A 15,311-nucleotide genomic window follows, 5' to 3' on the forward strand; every position below is an offset into this window, starting at 1 on the left:
AGAAGAAGAATGTCGAAACCAATTGTATTAAGTGGTTGTCAGCCGTCAGGGCAGTTATCTATTGGAAACTACATTGGTGCGTTGCGTCAGTGGGTGAATATGCAGGACACGCATGACTGTAAGTTTATGCTCGTTGATCAGCATGCAATAACCGTTCGGCAGGAGCCTGAGCAACTGCAGCAGGCGACGTTAGACGGTTTAGCGCTTTATTTGGCGTGCGGCTTAGACCCTGAGAAAAGCACCGTATTTATTCAGTCGCACGTACCGGAGCATGCACAGTTGGCCTGGGTGTTGAACTGCTACACGCAAATGGGCGAGCTGAACCGCATGACTCAGTTTAAAGACAAGTCGCAGCGTCATGCGAATAATATTAATGCGGGCTTGTTCACCTACCCCGCATTAATGGCGGCTGATATTTTGTTGTATCAGGCAAATGAAGTGCCGGTGGGTGACGACCAAAAGCAACACCTGGAAATGACGCGTAATGTCGCAGAGCGTTTCAATAATTTGTACGGTGATATTTTTACGATTCCTGAGCCTATGATTCCGAAAGTGGGCGCGCGGGTTATGTCGCTGCAAGACCCAACTAAAAAAATGTCTAAGTCGGATGACAACCCGAACAACTTTGTGGGTCTATTGGAAGAGCCGAAGAAAATCCTTAAGAAAATTAAGAAAGCGGTGACTGACTCGGATGAACAGGCGCGTATTTACTTTGATCCAACTGAAAAGCCTGGCGTATCTAATTTACTGAGCATTATGTCTGCCGCAACAGGTAAGTCGATAGACGAGTTAGTGCCTGAGTATGAAGACAAAATGTACGGGCACTTGAAAGTGGATGTGGCGGAGTCAGTGGTTGCTATGCTAGAGCCTGTTCAGCAACGTTACCATGAGATGCGCAATGATCAGGCATTCTTGCAAAGTGTTATGAAACAAGGCGCCGATAAAGCACGCGAAGCTGCCGCTAAAACTTTAAAAGATGTTTATAACGCCGTTGGATTTGTACCTTACCCAGAGGCGTAATGCCGGTACATGATTGTACTCATTGATAACTTTGATTCTTTTACTCATAACCTGGCTCGCTATTTTTGCGAGCTGGGCGAGTCGGTTGAGGTTTTCCGCAATAATGAAATTAGCGTAGCAGACATTGAGCGCTTAAACCCAGAGGCTCTCGTTATTTCTCCGGGACCATGCACGCCCGACGAGTCTGGAGTTTCTTTGGAAGCCATTGCAGCCTTTAAAGACAGGCTTCCCATATTGGGTGTCTGCCTGGGACATCAGGCATTAGCTCAAGTGTTTGGTTCAACCGTTGTTCGTGCGGAACGAGTAATGCACGGCAAAGTGTCTAGCCTGATGCATACAGGCCAAGGGCTGTTCGAGGGGTTACCTACCCCCATGGACGTGACGCGATATCACTCACTGGTTGTTGCGCCGAATACCTTATCTCAAGCATTTATTGTTGATGCCGAAACCAAAAGCGTAACGGGGCAGCGGGAGATTATGGCGATTCGACATAAGACACTGCCACTTTTCGGGGTTCAGTTTCATCCCGAATCGGTAATGACTAAGCAGGGACATAATCTGTTAGCGAATTTTTTACGTTATATACGATGATTGGTAACTGTTGCTTCCCCCCAAAATTGCCGATACTTAAGTCAGTAATAACCTCATAGGCGAGCATTGATGTTTCATTTTTTTTCAAATACCACGGAAGGTGGCAGTAAAGACCCCGCATTGCGGCTTGAGAAACGGTTTATTAACTATCTCATTAGTTTTCCGTTTGCGCGCAAAGCCCGTTCTAAAGCTGATGGTATTGAAGATGAGGAGAAGGAGCAGCGTCGTCAATTACTTGAGGTAGAGCGCCTAAATTACGAAGAGCGTGACAGAAAGGCGCAAGCACGCCAGCGTTTTTCAGATACAATTTCAGCAGAACTGCATGAGGAAATTTATCACCGTGCCTTGAATACGATTGAAGACGGTGACTATGTTCGCGAGCGGTTAATCCCTCTTCCGGAAAAGCTGCCTGAACTTCTCGATACCCTCAGTCTGAAAGCCGCTTCAATGCGTCGTATTGAATCTATCGTGCAGGGTATGGACTGGTTTCATACTGGCTTGCTGCGTACCGTTAATCAACCACCGTTTATTGATCGTAACAAGCAGGTAAAACTTGATAACTTGCGGGTGGCGATGAGTTTTGTGGGTACCGAGAACCTTCGGCTACTGGCACCGGCTTACATTATGCAGAACTGGTTACCGCCGTCGACACAGCCGTTTACGTTGTTTCGCAGAAAAGTTTGGGAGCATTCACTGGGTACCAGCATAGCGGCTCATAACATTGCGGTGGAAAGAAAGTTAAAAGATCCGATTTTGGCTTACACCATGGGGATGTTCCATGAGCTGGGCAAAATCGCGCTAACTAAACTGTACTTGAAGCTGTTTGATGACGTGCAGCGTGAGTTCGCGATGGCCTCAGTTAATGACAAGTCGCCGGAACGACATAATGCGCTTGTTCAGTTAACGCCGGACGAGCGTTTTTTGCGTGACTTGATGTTAGAGAAAGATAAAGAAGTGAGTTATTTAGTCGCCGAAGGCTGGGGGTTGAAGCGGGTACCAGTTAGCAAGCATTTGCTCGATTTTACCCAGGCAGACAGAACAACACCTCACTATGATTCCGAGTATGCTGAGGTATTAGCCCAGGCAAACGCTTATTGTGAATTCCGCATGATGCGGGAAGTCGACTTAGCGAGTCTGGAAGAAGGTAAGCACATATTGAACAAGTATTCGGTGTCGGCGGAAACGCTCGCCCGGCTAAATAACGTGAGTTTAAAACGTCCGCCAATCATTGTTCCTGACTAACATTCGAAGTCGGTGTCAATGAGCAGATGACTAAACACTTCTGTTATATGCTCTTCCGGGTCGGTAAAACGAACACCAATACCGATTCGGCCCACTTCTTTACGCTGGTTCATAATTTGGCCGGACAGTGTCAACGGCTCTCTTTGCGACCCTGAGCCAATGTTCACCTTGATATTCATGTGCGTCACATTGCCTGCAGCGTTTTGAGCTTTAAAGAGTATTCTGCAACCTGCTGAGGAAATATCGACAATGACACCGCTGGCAAGCTTTTTACGCTCTCCCGGTTGAGCGGCTGCTGAGGTAACATCAACGGGGATGTGGGTGCTGACGCGCTTTTGAGCCCGCAGCGCGCGCTGTTCAACTTCTTTAGGGTAGTCAAGGTAAACGAGTCGAAAAGGAAAGTTGGTTACCGCTCGTATTTTACTTTTAAAGGCAATGCACTCACCAGCTTCACCTTCCAGAACCAAACGAACAATAACCGGGTTTCCTTCATACAAAACGTCAACATAGCTCCCATCGATTTTGGGGTTGGGTTGCTTCAACAATAAGTAGCGGCCGCTGTCAAAACCGATAAGCTGGAGTTTCGTGCGTACTTTGGTGGCAGATGCAAACTCAACGTCGATCATATCGCCCGGACGTAAGTAATTTAACTTCATATGGGGCTGAGATGATTCTGGTATTGTCGGTGTTTCTTTTTCCATAGCCTCTGCCGAAGTTGTATAGGACTAGTTTCAGGCTAAAAGAAGAACGAACAAAAAGCAATGTAATTCATGATAAAGAGTTGTTAATAAGTTTTACAACACGAAACTTAAAGAAAAAAGTGTGAGTAAAGATTCAGCCACTATTCGCGCTTAAGCATAACTATTCAGTTAAAACGCAATAAATTCCCAAATGCTGATATGAAAAGGGGTTTGAAAGGAATTAACACAGACAAGCTGGTCAAATTTTGGCATAATAGCGCCCTTTTCAAGACATTCATTTGTTGACACCTTTGTTAATTCGCATGAGCGATAAGGACGAGAGTAATGACAGACAAAATGGCAGTAAATCGCGAAATGTTTAACGACGTTATGGTTCCAAACTACAACCCAGCGTCAATGATCCCAGTTAAAGGCGAAGGCGCCCGAGTGTGGGATCAAGACGGTCGCGAGTATGTGGATTTTGCCGGCGGTATTGCTGTTAACTGTTTAGGTCATTGTCACCCGGCAATGGTGTCAGCGTTGCAAGAGCAAAGCCAAAAGTTGTGGCACTTAAGTAACGTATTTACTAATGAGCCGGCTATCCGCTTGGCTAAAAAATTAACAGACGCTACTTTTGCTGACCGTGTTTACTACGCAAACTCTGGCGCAGAAGCCAACGAAGCGGCACTTAAGCTGGCGCGTCGCTGGGCCATTGAAAAGCACGGCGAGCATAAGCAAAAAATTATTGCTTTTACTAAAGGTTTCCACGGTCGTACTTTCTTTACGGTAACCGTTGGTGGTCAACCGGCCTACTCAGACGGCTTTGGTCCAAAACCAGGCGCTGTTGAACACGTTGACTATAACGATGCTGAAGCGTTGAAAGCACTTATTTCTGACGACACGTGTGCCGTTATGATGGAGCCGCTGCAGGGTGAAGGTGGTGTAGTAGCGCCAGACGTTGAGTTCGTGAAAACGGTGCGTGAATTGTGTGACGAGAATAACGCACTGCTTATTTTCGACGAAGTTCAAACGGGTTTTGGCCGTACCGGCACACTTTACGCTTACGAGCAGTTAGGCGTAACACCTGACATTTTAACTTCTGCTAAAGCATTGGGCGGCGGTTTCCCAATTGGCGCTATGTTAACGACTAAAGAAATTGCAGAGCACCTGAAACCAGGAACGCATGGCAGTACTTATGGTGGTAACCCGTTAGCTTGTGCTGTTTCTGAAGCGGTATTCGATATTGTGAACACCAAAGAAACGTTGGACGGCGTTAAAAAACGCGAGCAGCTTTTCAAAGAAGAACTGCAGCGCATCAATGAAAAGTACAATGTCTTCAGTGAAGTTCGTGGCCAGGGCTTGTTGCTGGGCGCGGCGCTCAACGGGCAATATGAAGGTAAAGCACGTGAGTTCTTGTTAGCGGGACAAGAGCACGGCGTGATGGTATTGGTAGCGGGGGCAAACGTTGTACGTTTTACCCCATCGCTCATCATCTCTGAAGACGATATCAAAGAAGGCCTGCAACGCTTTGAAAAAGCCGTTGCTCAGGTTGCTGGTTAATTACTGAGGCGTTTTTATGTTGCTAATCAGACCCATTAAGCCGTCAGATTACGAAGCGTTGTATCAGTGTGCGATTGAGTCGGGTCACGGGTTTACCTCGTTGCCCGTTGACCAGTCGCTATTAGAGCGCCGTATTGATCGTGCCCAAAAGGCTTTTCGAAAAGAGAACGTCGAAACACCGGGTGACGAAAGTTACCTATTTGTGATGGAAGACACCGAAACCGGAACCATCGCGGGTGTGAGTGGTATTGAAGCTGCGGTGGGTCTGGATGAAGCATTTTGGCATTACCGTCTCGGTAAAGTCGTGCATCATTCAGAAAAACTTAATATCTATAATGCATTGGAAACGTTGACCTTGTGTAACGACTACACGGGTGTGTCAGAGTTGTGCACTTTGTTCTTGCGCGAACCCTATCGTCACAACATGAACGGTCGCACGTTGTCGCGTTTCCGTATGTTGTTTTTGGCTCAGTTTAAGCAGCGTTTTAGCGACTGGGTGATTGCAGAAATGCGTGGGGTTTCCGACGACAATGGCGATTCACCGTTTTGGACCTGGTTGGAAGATAATTTCTTTTCCATGGATTTTCCAAAAGCGGATTACCTAAGCGGTATTGGCGATAAAACCTTTATTGCTGAGCTGATGCCACGCTTTCCAATTTACACGAACTTGTTGAGTGATGAAGCACAAGCGGTTATTGGGAAAGTGCACGACAACACGCGACCAGCACTTAAGTTGCTGGAATCGGAAGGTTTCCGTTTCCGTGGCTTTGTCGATATTTTTGATGCGGGTCCAACGGTAGAAGCCGAGGTCTGCAACTTAAACAGTGTAAGAAACAGCAAAGTGGTAACCGTGAGTGTTAAAGAACAAGTGCCTGAAGTTGAAGCAGCGGTGCCACATATTGTCTGCAATACTCAGCTTGAAAACTTTCGAGCCACCAAACTGTTGTTAACAGAAGGCGCAGATGAGCTGATTCTCGATAACGAGCAAGCCGAAAAAATGCATTTAAGTGACGGCGACGACGTTCGAATTGTCGCACTTTAAGCAGGAGCTAAATTTATGACGAACAGTATTCAATTTATTAACGGAGCTTGGGAAGCAGGCGAAGGTCAGAAGTTCGACTCGGTCGATCCAGCTCGTAATGAAGTTATTTGGTCTGGTGAATCAGCCAGTGCCAACCAAGTTGAAAAGGCGGTAATGGCCGCTCGTGAGGCTTTCCCTGAGTGGGCTGACAAGTCTGTCGACGAGCGCTTGGCAATTTGTAAAAAATTCTCGGAGTTACTGGAAGAAAACAAAGAGCACTTGGCGCGCACCATGGCGAAAGAAACGGGCAAACCCGTTTGGGAAACTCGCACGGAAGTTGGTGCAATGATCGGCAAAGTAGCGATTTCAGAAAAGGCTTACCATGAGCGCACTGGCACAGTTGAAAATGAAATGCCCGGCGCGAAAGCTTTTATTCGTCACAAGCCTCACGGTGTCGTTGCTGTTTATGGGCCTTATAACTTCCCCGGGCATCTGCCAAATGGTCACATTGTGCCAGCGTTAATCGCCGGAAACACCATTGTCTTTAAACCGAGCGAGTTGACCCCAATGGTGGCTCAGGAAACGGTTAAGCTTTGGGAAAAAGCGGGCATACCTGCTGGCGTAATCAACTTGGTACAAGGCGAAGTTGAGACTGGTAAAGCGCTGTCTGCGCATCCACAAATTGACGGCTTGTACTTTACCGGCTCGTCGAATACTGGGCACTTGCTGCACAAGCAGTTTGGTGGACGCCCGGACAAGATCTTAGCGCTGGAAATGGGGGGGAATAACCCGTTACTGGTGAAAAATGTGTCTGATATTGACGCTGCGGTTCACAATATTGTGCAGTCTGCTTTTATCACCTCAGGTCAGCGTTGTACTTGTGCGCGCCGCCTGTTTATTGAAGATTCAGAGCAAGGTCGTGCAGTGCTGGAACGCTTGGTGGAAGTCACAGAAAACATTCTGGTTGATGACTACGAGGCAGATCCGCAGCCTTTCATGGGTGCCATGATTTCTGCTAAAGCTGCCGGCGAAATGGTCGATGCACAGAATGAGCTTTTGCATAAAGGTGCGAAGTCGCTGGTTCGTATGAAACAGGAAGACCCTAAAAAAGGGTTTGTGACACCGGGTATTGTTGATGTAACCGGCGTTGAAGGCCTTGAAGACGAAGAGCACTTTGGCCCACTGCTAAAAGTGTATCGCTATAAAGAGCTTGATGGCGCGATTAAAGAAGCGAATAACACGCGTTATGGTTTGTCGGCAGGCATTTTGTGTGACGACGAGCAGACCTATCGCTACTTCTTTAAGCACATTCGGGCAGGCATTGTGAACTGGAATAAGCCAATTACAGGTGCGAGTAGCGCTGCACCATTTGGCGGCATTGGTGCGAGTGGCAACCACAGAGCAAGCGCTTACTACGCGGCTGACTACTGTGCATACCCGGTTGCCTCTGTTGAGGCTGACTCGATGACGTTACCTGAGTCATTAGCGCCGGGACTTAAATTCTAGTCACAATCTGTGCTACTTTAGCGGTTGGGCAATTTGAATGGTTGTCCAACCGCATACATAAAGAGAGTCAGATGATAGTAGAAAACGACGGATACATTGAGCTGATTCAGTACTTAACGGGGCAGTTACCGTTATTTTCTGACCAAAGCGCTCAGGAAAAAACCGCAGACTACACGCTGCGGGACTTAATGGAAGAAAAGCTTTCCATGAGCATGATGGCGGTTTTTGAGCAAAACGAATTGAGTCAGGAACAACGGCTCGACATAGTCCGTGAAACCGACGCTATCGTTTATGACCTAGAAGAAGTTCTCTCCAAAGTGCTGGATACTCACCCTACCTCAGAGCAGGAAGCCTTCATTGATGAATTTGTTGGGCTGGTCAAAAACTTGTTTGACGAACACCTGCGAGAATACCGCGTATAAACCTTTTTAATACGACAAGGAACAATAATGGCTGATAACACGATGAACGCAAAAGTGAGCTGGCATGAGGATATGACGTTTGTGGCGACTTCCGGCAGCGGTCACCAGGTCATAATGGACGGAGATTCGCCTGGCAAAGCACCAAGCCCAATGGAAATGGTGCTAATGTCCGCTGGCAGCTGCGCCTCTGTTGATGTTGTCAGTATCCTACAAAAAGCCCGTCAGGACTTTAGCGAATGCTACTGTGAGCTTTCTGGTAAGCGCGCTGACTCAACCCCCAAAGTGTTTACAGACATTCATATCGAGTTTGTGGTGGTTGGCAAAAACGTCAGCGAAAGTCATGTTGATCGTGCAGTCAAATTGTCAGCCGACAAGTACTGCTCGGTGGCTAAAATGCTGGAAGCCTCAGTCAACATCACTCATAGTTATCGTATCGAAGAAGCGTAGAGTTACTGTTGGCTGGAAATCCAGTCGACCTGTCGGCGAACTTGGTTTTTTCTATCCATTATTTGTTCAATCAATGGTGTTAAAATCAGCTCCATTGCCAACGCCATTTTCCCACCCGGAACGACTAACGTATTGGTCCGGGACATAAATGACCCCTCTATCATTTGTAAGTAAAACGGAAAGTCGACGTTTTTAATTCCGCGGAAACGAATGACCACGAAGCTTTCGTCCAGTGACGGTATGTCCTTCGCACTAAATGGGTTAGATGTATCGACAGTAGGCACGCGCTGGAAGTTAATATGGGTACGTGAGAACTGCGGCACAATATGGTGAATGTAGTCTTCCATACTGCGAACAATGCTTGTGGTCACTGCTTCCCGGGAGTGGCCGCGCTCTGAGGTGTCACGAATTAACTTCTGAATCCACTCCAAGTTAACAATGGGCACCATGCCAATGAGCAAGTCGACATATTGCGCCACATCATAACTGTCGCCGCAAACACCACCGTGTAAACCTTCGTAGAAAAGCGCATCGGTGTTTTCCGGCAGCTCCTCCCAAGGTGTAAAGGTGCCGGGCATTTGATTATAAGGCACAGCATCATCAAAACTGTGTAAGTAACGGCGGATTTTACCCTGGCCGGTTTGCGAGTACGAGCGGAAAAGCGACTCTAAGCGGTCGAAGTCATTCGCTTCAGAGCCAAAATAGCTAATATGGCGACCTTGTTCCTGCGCTTTGCGAATAGCTAAGTCCATTTCCGGGCGGGAATAGCGGTGGAAACTGTCACCTTCGACAAAAGCCGCGCTCACGTCTAGCGAACGGAAGATATGCCGAACGGCTTGACCAGTCGTTGTCGTACCGGCACCCGAAGACCCAGTAACCGCTATAATTGGATGTTTTGATGACATAACATTCCCGCAAACTAAAACAGAACAGTTGTTATACGTTGCTTAGCCCGCAAGATCAATATTAGTAATGTGGTGGTGGCGGTTCGTTGGCGGGGTCGGAATCCGTGCTATTTTGTTCCTGCATCTGCTTCAGACGCTTACCAAGCCAACGAATTTGACGTTGCATCTCGGTCATTTGATGGGTCTGCTCAGTGACTAATTGATTCAGTGATTCAATGGTGTCCTCCTGAAACGTTAATTGCGTTTCAAGATTAGCCATTTGTTCTTCAACTTTCTTTAAATCCATTATTTACTACCTGTTACGTCAATTTCCCACCATTCAACCAGCCCTGCCGAGCTCTCGCTAACGACGGTATTTTCCTCTTCGTCGAATACCACCGCTAGAACGGCCGCATTACTCGGGCGTCCGCCGTCCCGTAAGGCGACTCGCCAATCGCTTAAAAGTTTGCCCGTGGCTGTATCCCATAAAGCAATTCGGCGTGACGGGGCGCCGGTAATTAAGTAGTCACCCGACGGGCTGAATCGAGCTGCACTGAAAATACGTTGGCGGTCAGGAAACTTAAGGCGACTGACCTCCTGTCCGCCTGGTAATGCTCTTATAACCGCGTTGTCGGTGGAGTCAGCCGCAAAGGCGTATTTTCCGTCAGGGTGTAAGGCGACTTGTGTCATGCGACCTTCGTACTCCCAGCGGTGTACTATTTGGCCGCTGCGGGTGTCCCATAAAATAGCCGTGTAGTCGTTAGAAGCACTGAGTACATAGAAGCCATTAGGTGAAATATCCAGAGCGTTGACGGCTTCGGTATGGCCATAAAACTCAATACGTCGTCCCGACTGTGGGTTAAATGCTACTTGCGTGCCATCGCGCTTACCTAAAACCACCGTGCCACCGGACTTGCTGACAACGATGTTTTGGATTCGACCATTACCTATGCTCCAAAAGCCTAGGTTTTTGCCGGTTTCTATGTCCCACATAGAAAATTCGTAACGTGATGCCGCAACGGCGACACTGTTGTCGGCAGCGATATCGACATCAATAATTTGTGAGACTTCGCCTTCTTCGTGTTCCCACTGATACTTAGCGTTGTTGGCATAGCGAGGCCACAACAGGAGCCCGGTTTCGTCTGTGGATACCAAGCTGTATGATGCATCATCGGAGATATCGGCCGCGTAGGTGCCGTTTTCAGCATGAACTTTTTTATGAATTTTGTCAGGGGAAGGCTGACAGGCACTTGCCGCTAAAGTTAATAGCAGTATAGCGCTAAGCTTTATAAAAGGCATAGGCAACTCCCCTGTGGTTGTGTAGTATGGTTCTGTTCACTAACACTATTATGACATAGTCCGAAAGGATGCAAGACGATAATTGGAGAAAACAATGAAACATCTGATGAAGCCGTTGGCAGTATCAGCGGTCGCTTTGGCGTTAGCCGCTTGTTCACAAGAGAAGTTTCCGGCAAACGACACTCAGTTGCAGACAGAAAAAGACAAACAAGCGTACGCATTGGGCTCATCGGTTGGTGGCTTTATAGCTCGTAACTTAGAACGTCAGGAAGAAGCTGACTTTATTCTTGAACGTGATGTCATCATCGCCGGTTTTGTCGACGCAATTAAAGGCGACCCTCAATTGAGCGACGAAGAAGCGGAAGAAATTCTGACGGCAATGCGTCAGGAAGTGATGGAACAGCGTCAAAATGTTTTAGGGCAAAAGTCTGCAGAAGAAGGTAAAGCGTACCTTGAAGAGAACAAGAAAAAAGAAGGCGTTCAAGTAACTGAGTCAGGTCTTCAGTACGAAGTTCTTGAGGAAGGTGAAGGTGACAGTCCTTCTGAAACGGACATGGTGGAAGTTCATTATGAAGGCACGCTAATTAACGGTGAAGTGTTTGATAGCTCTTACGAGCGCGGAGAACCAACGTCATTCCCGTTAAACCGTGTCATTCAAGGCTGGACCGAAGGCCTTCAGTTGATGAAAGAAGGCGCAAAATATCGTTTCGTTATTCCGGCTGAGCTTGCTTACGGTGAGCGCGAAGTGGGTGGTGGTCAAATCCCACCGAACTCGACATTAATTTTCACGGTTGAGTTACTTGACGTAAAAAATACGGAAGAGTCACCTGCAGGCGACACAGAACAGTAATATCTGAACCAGACGTAGCCTGACGCAATAGCGTCAGGCTACGAATGTTTTGCATCTATGCTGATATCAGCTGGTGTTCTTCCAAGTGGTTCAATAGCTGATCTTCAAACTCCATTCGCAGCTCAATGGCTTCACCTAAAGCCGATAAATCGCGATCAAATTTATCGCAGTTATTTGTTGATTCGATATCACCGTATTTATCATTAAAATCCAGCGCTATATCGGTCGTATCTGAAATGAGCGGGAATAAGTCATCCGCTAAGTCATCAACGGAGTGACCCTGGCTGCTCGCTTCGCGCACAATCTGATCATAAATTTCAAAGTGACCACTGGACACATAATCAACCAATTGGCCGCAGAAATTTCGGATATCAACGACGTCTGGCAAACCTTTATGGCTGTTTTCATAGGGGGGCAGGGCGGCAAGCTTGAAATAATTGATCAGTAAGTCCTGACGTTCTTCCAGCCAGTGATCAATCGTTTTGTGAGCGCCACCCCAGCGCTTTTTTGCCTGTTCATTACGGCTTAACATGATACTCTCCGTTATTGATATCAGTCATCAATGTAAATTCTCAGTCGTTAGAACTCAATAGGTTTTACGCAAAAATCGTCCTACAGAAGAAAGAACGGAAATATGGCCACTTTATACGCAACTCCCGCCACTGATGAACCCGCCTGGTGGTTTGTCGTCAGCGCTGATCATGTTTTTCTGACGCATGATGGTGAAGTTCCTTTTGGACCGCTTAATGAACTCGCGTTTCCGGACTTAACGCAATATCAGGTCATTGAAATTGGCGAAATCCGTGAGAGAACTTGCTACCTGGTCATGGCAGATTACATGGATGAGCAGTTCAATGGCGGTGACTTTGCGCCGTTACGACAACTGTTAAGCCCTGAGGACATGGAAATGTTTGCGATGGCAGGGCGCGCCCGTCAATTCAGCGACTTCCTTAATACCCATCGGTTTTGTGGTCGCTGTGGCACAAGGATGCAAAGTGTTGAATGGGAGTTGGCGATGCATTGTCATCAATGCCATCATCGTTGTTACCCGCGCGTTTCGCCTTGCATTATTGTGGCAATCACTAAAGGTGATGAATTACTTCTTGCCCAGGGCAAAAGGCATAAAGCCGGGCTCTATTCCATTTTAGCGGGCTTTGTTGAAGCGGGTGAAAATTTAGAACAGGCGCTTGAGCGTGAGGTTTACGAAGAGGCGGGAATCCGTGTTAAAAACATTCGGTACCATATGAGTCAGCCCTGGTCCTTTCCGCACTCTTTAATGATGGGCTTCACCGCTGAATGGGAGTCAGGAGACTTGCACATTGACCCGCATGAATTGGTTACCGGTGACTGGTTTCCAGTAGATGACTTACCGCAAATACCACCGCATGGCACAATCGCCCGTACGCTTATTGATATAGCCCTAAAGAGGTAGAAAGTCAGTAGCTATAAGTTTTCATGGAGTGCGGGCGCGCTCACTGTTAAAATGCGCCGCAGTATTTTGTTGAAAATGGATGAGTTATGACGGCGCCAGCGCTAAAGAATGATCGTTACCTTCGTGCCTTATTGAAGCAACCCGTTGACCGTACGCCGGTGTGGATGATGCGTCAGGCGGGGCGCTATTTACCAGAGTACAAAGAGGTCCGGGCCGAAGCCGGCGACTTTATGTCGTTATGCCGCAATACAGAGCTGGCCTGTGAAGTAACGCTACAGCCGTTGCGCCGCTTTGATCTTGATGCTGCTATCTTATTCAGTGACATATTAACCATTCCGGATGCTATGGGTCTTGGTTTGTACTTTGAAGCCGGCGAAGGGCCTAAATTTAAGAACCCGGTAAGAGACATGGCGGCGATTAAGAACTTGTCGGTGCCTGATATGGAAGACGAGCTTGGCTATGTGACCGATGCGGTTCGGATGATTCGCCGTGAGCTGCAGGGTGAGGTGCCATTGATAGGCTTTTCCGGCAGCCCCTGGACGCTAGCAACGTATATGGTCGAAGGCGGCAGTACTAAGAACTTCTCGAAAGTTAAGCAGCTGATGTTTGCAGAGCCAGAAGCAATGCACATGCTTCTCGATGTACTGGCCGACTCGGTGACTCAATACTTGAACGCGCAAATAGCCGCTGGTGCCCAGTCAGTCATGATATTTGACACCTGGGGTGGTGTTTTATCGCCTAGGGACTACAAGCAGTTCTCACTGGCCTACATGGAAAAGATCGTAAAAGGACTGACCCGTGAAGCTGACGGGCGTAAAGTGCCGGTGACGCTATTCACTAAAAACGGTGGCCAATGGTTAGAAGCAATGGCTGCAACCGGTACTGACGCTCTTGGTGTTGATTGGACAACTGACTTGTCAGATGCACGAGCTCGCGTTGGCAGTCAGGTAGCGTTACAAGGAAATATGGACCCAAGTGTTCTATACGCTTCGCCGGAACGCATTGAACAGGAAGTTCAGAGCATACTGGAGAGTTTTGGTCATGGAGAGGGTCATGTCTTTAATTTGGGGCATGGCATTCACCCAGAGGTGAACCCAGAGCATGCGAAAGCGTTTATTGACGCCATCCATAAGTACAGTCCGCAATACCACAAGTAGCCCAGCGGGTAAGATCGCAATTAAAATATTGAATTTGCGATTAAAGACCGATAATCCTCGTTAAGCGCACCGCCTTTATGGCGGTGTTTTCCGTACAATAGGCTATGTTTAAAACCGTTGGACACAAGCGTTTAGAGGTCAACATGGCAAAGCGTACCTGGATTAACCCAATTACTATAGTGGTTGTCGTTTTAATAGCGGCAGCTGTTTACTTGTTTGGGTTTCCACCAAAAGAGACTGTAGAGCAAGGAGAGCAGCAGGCCGTACCGGTAAAGGTTCAGCAGGCGGAAATCAGTGAGTTTCGTGACACAATCGAAGCTTTAGGTACGGCGATGGCCAATGAGACCGTCGAAATAACAGCGCAGACCCAGGACGTTGTTGAAAAAATCTATTTTGATAGTGGTGACTTGGTAAAAGAAGGGCAGCTTTTAGCAGAGCTTAACGCTCGCAAAGAAGTCGCCCGTGTCCAGCAAATTAAATTTAGCTTAGATGAAGCAAAACGCCAATTAGACCGCATTGGTGAGCTGCGCCGTGGAAATGCGGCTTCACAACAACAGCTTGATGAGCAACAAGTTAAAGTCAACGGTTTACAGGCTGACTTGGAAGTTGCTGAAGCGACGTTGCGAGAAATGAAAATTTACGCACCATTTTCCGGGCGAGTGGGGATTCGGCAGGTCAGTCCCGGCTCTTTAGTTAGCCCGGGGGATGTTTTCACAACCTTAGACGACATTAAGCCGATAAAAATCGATTTCAGTGTACCGGAGCGTTTCTTTGCCAGTATTGCGGTTGGCCAGGAAGTGATGGCCCGTAGCCGCGCCTACCCGGGAGAACTTTTCAGCGGGCGCATAACCAGTATCGATTCACGCATCGATCCGGTGACCCGTGCCGTACGTGTTCGAGCCAAAATCACCAACGACGACGAGCGCCTGCGTCCGGGGATGCTGCTACAAATAACGTTATTGCGCAGCATTGACGAAGCGATGTTGCTTCCGGAAAAGGCGCTGGTTCCAATACAAAGTCGCCAATATGTGTATGTGTTAACGCCGGATAACCGCGCCCGTCAGAAGGAAGTGACCATTGGTCGCAGAAAGCCTGGCATTGTTGAGATAACTGATGGGCTGAAGCCCGGTGAGAAAGTGATCATTGAAGGTATTGTTCGCCTTCGCGACGGAATTCCAGTATCCGTTCAGGGAGAGTAAC

General features: G+C 47.8%; 17 protein-coding genes. 12 read left to right on the plus strand and 5 right to left on the minus strand.

The window, feature by feature from the left end; all coding sequences use genetic code 11:
* Nucleotides 1-9 precede the first annotated feature (9 nt).
* The 3 genes from trpS (at nt 10) to CEW91_RS01480 (ending at nt 2,853) form a co-directional block, all read left to right on the plus strand.
* A complete protein-coding gene (gene trpS, locus CEW91_RS01470) occupies nt 10-1,020 on the plus strand; it encodes a tryptophan--tRNA ligase (protein ID WP_088767361.1) in 1,011 nt (336 codons plus the stop codon).
* Between the two features lie 9 nt (nt 1,021-1,029).
* Nucleotides 1,030-1,611 carry an anthranilate synthase component II gene (locus CEW91_RS01475; RefSeq protein ID WP_088767362.1) on the plus strand — a complete coding sequence of 194 codons (582 nt, stop codon included), beginning with the start codon at nt 1,030-1,032 and terminating at the stop codon, nt 1,609-1,611.
* Between the two features lie 69 nt (nt 1,612-1,680).
* Nucleotides 1,681-2,853 carry an HDOD domain-containing protein gene (locus CEW91_RS01480; RefSeq protein ID WP_088767363.1) on the plus strand — a complete coding sequence of 391 codons (1,173 nt, stop codon included), beginning with the start codon at nt 1,681-1,683 and terminating at the stop codon, nt 2,851-2,853.
* On the opposite strand, the gene CEW91_RS01485 is transcribed toward CEW91_RS01480, so the two are convergent.
* Nucleotides 2,850-3,554 (minus strand): flagellar brake domain-containing protein, encoded by a 705-nt coding sequence (locus CEW91_RS01485; RefSeq protein WP_088767364.1) that lies wholly within the window; start codon nt 3,552-3,554, stop codon nt 2,850-2,852. The genes CEW91_RS01480 and CEW91_RS01485 overlap by 4 nt on opposite strands.
* Before the next feature lie 336 nt (nt 3,555-3,890).
* Between CEW91_RS01485 and CEW91_RS01490 the strand changes: the two genes are divergently transcribed.
* The 5 genes from CEW91_RS01490 to CEW91_RS01510 all read left to right on the plus strand — a co-directional run bounded on the left by CEW91_RS01490 (nt 3,891) and on the right by CEW91_RS01510 (nt 8,489).
* A complete protein-coding gene (locus CEW91_RS01490; RefSeq protein ID WP_198400893.1) occupies nt 3,891-5,093 on the plus strand; it encodes an aspartate aminotransferase family protein in 1,203 nt (400 codons plus the stop codon).
* A gap of 16 nt (nt 5,094-5,109) precedes the next feature.
* Entirely contained in the window at nt 5,110-6,135 is a 1,026-nt protein-coding gene (astA, locus tag CEW91_RS01495) for an arginine N-succinyltransferase (protein ID WP_088767366.1), read from the plus strand.
* A 15-nt stretch (nt 6,136-6,150) separates the two neighbouring features.
* The gene (gene astD / locus CEW91_RS01500) at nt 6,151-7,620 is read left to right on the plus strand and encodes a succinylglutamate-semialdehyde dehydrogenase (RefSeq protein WP_088767367.1); all 1,470 of its coding nucleotides are present in this window, start codon (nt 6,151-6,153) and stop codon (nt 7,618-7,620) included.
* A 71-nt stretch (nt 7,621-7,691) separates the two neighbouring features.
* On the plus strand, nt 7,692-8,042 hold the full coding sequence (locus tag CEW91_RS01505; protein WP_088767368.1) for a DUF3802 family protein: 351 nt from the start codon (nt 7,692-7,694) through the stop codon (nt 8,040-8,042).
* 42 nt (nt 8,043-8,084) lie between these two features.
* Entirely contained in the window at nt 8,085-8,489 is a 405-nt protein-coding gene (locus CEW91_RS01510; protein ID WP_198400894.1) for an OsmC family protein, read from the plus strand.
* A gap of 2 nt (nt 8,490-8,491) precedes the next feature.
* Here the strand turns inward: CEW91_RS01510 and CEW91_RS01515 are convergent, their stop codons facing one another.
* From CEW91_RS01515 to CEW91_RS01525, 3 genes are all read right to left on the minus strand, one after another.
* On the minus strand, nt 8,492-9,394 hold the full coding sequence (locus CEW91_RS01515; protein ID WP_088767370.1) for a phosphoribulokinase: 903 nt from the start codon (nt 9,392-9,394) through the stop codon (nt 8,492-8,494).
* A gap of 61 nt (nt 9,395-9,455) precedes the next feature.
* The gene (locus CEW91_RS01520) at nt 9,456-9,680 is read right to left on the minus strand and encodes a SlyX family protein (RefSeq protein WP_088767371.1); all 225 of its coding nucleotides are present in this window, start codon (nt 9,678-9,680) and stop codon (nt 9,456-9,458) included.
* Entirely contained in the window at nt 9,680-10,672 is a 993-nt protein-coding gene (locus CEW91_RS01525) for a WD40 repeat domain-containing protein (RefSeq protein WP_088767372.1), read from the minus strand. Before CEW91_RS01525 ends, CEW91_RS01520 begins: the two co-directional genes overlap by 1 nt.
* 94 nt (nt 10,673-10,766) lie before the next feature.
* Here CEW91_RS01525 and fkpA point away from each other — a divergent pair, with 94 nt between their 5' ends.
* Nucleotides 10,767-11,522, plus strand: coding sequence for an FKBP-type peptidyl-prolyl cis-trans isomerase (gene fkpA, locus CEW91_RS01530; RefSeq protein ID WP_088767373.1), 756 nt, complete (start codon nt 10,767-10,769; stop codon nt 11,520-11,522).
* A 55-nt stretch (nt 11,523-11,577) separates the two neighbouring features.
* Here the strand turns inward: fkpA and rsd are convergent, their stop codons facing one another.
* Nucleotides 11,578-12,054, minus strand: coding sequence for a sigma D regulator (gene rsd, locus CEW91_RS01535; RefSeq protein WP_088767374.1), 477 nt, complete (start codon nt 12,052-12,054; stop codon nt 11,578-11,580).
* Nucleotides 12,055-12,156: 102 nt separating this feature from the next.
* Between rsd and nudC the strand changes: the two genes are divergently transcribed.
* The 3 genes from nudC (at nt 12,157) to CEW91_RS01550 (ending at nt 15,310) form a co-directional block, all read left to right on the plus strand.
* Nucleotides 12,157-12,954, plus strand: coding sequence for an NAD(+) diphosphatase (nudC, locus tag CEW91_RS01540; protein WP_088767375.1), 798 nt, complete (start codon nt 12,157-12,159; stop codon nt 12,952-12,954).
* 86 nt (nt 12,955-13,040) lie between these two features.
* Nucleotides 13,041-14,111, plus strand: a complete 1,071-nt coding sequence (gene hemE / locus CEW91_RS01545) for a uroporphyrinogen decarboxylase (protein WP_088767376.1) — start codon at nt 13,041-13,043, stop codon at nt 14,109-14,111.
* Between the two features lie 143 nt (nt 14,112-14,254).
* Nucleotides 14,255-15,310 (plus strand): efflux RND transporter periplasmic adaptor subunit, encoded by a 1,056-nt coding sequence (locus CEW91_RS01550; protein WP_088769326.1) that lies wholly within the window; start codon nt 14,255-14,257, stop codon nt 15,308-15,310.
* Nucleotide 15,311: the final 1 nt, after the last annotated feature.

This window comes from Idiomarina piscisalsi, assembly GCF_002211765.1.
GTDB classification, from domain to species: Bacteria; Pseudomonadota; Gammaproteobacteria; order Enterobacterales; family Alteromonadaceae; genus Idiomarina; species Idiomarina piscisalsi_A.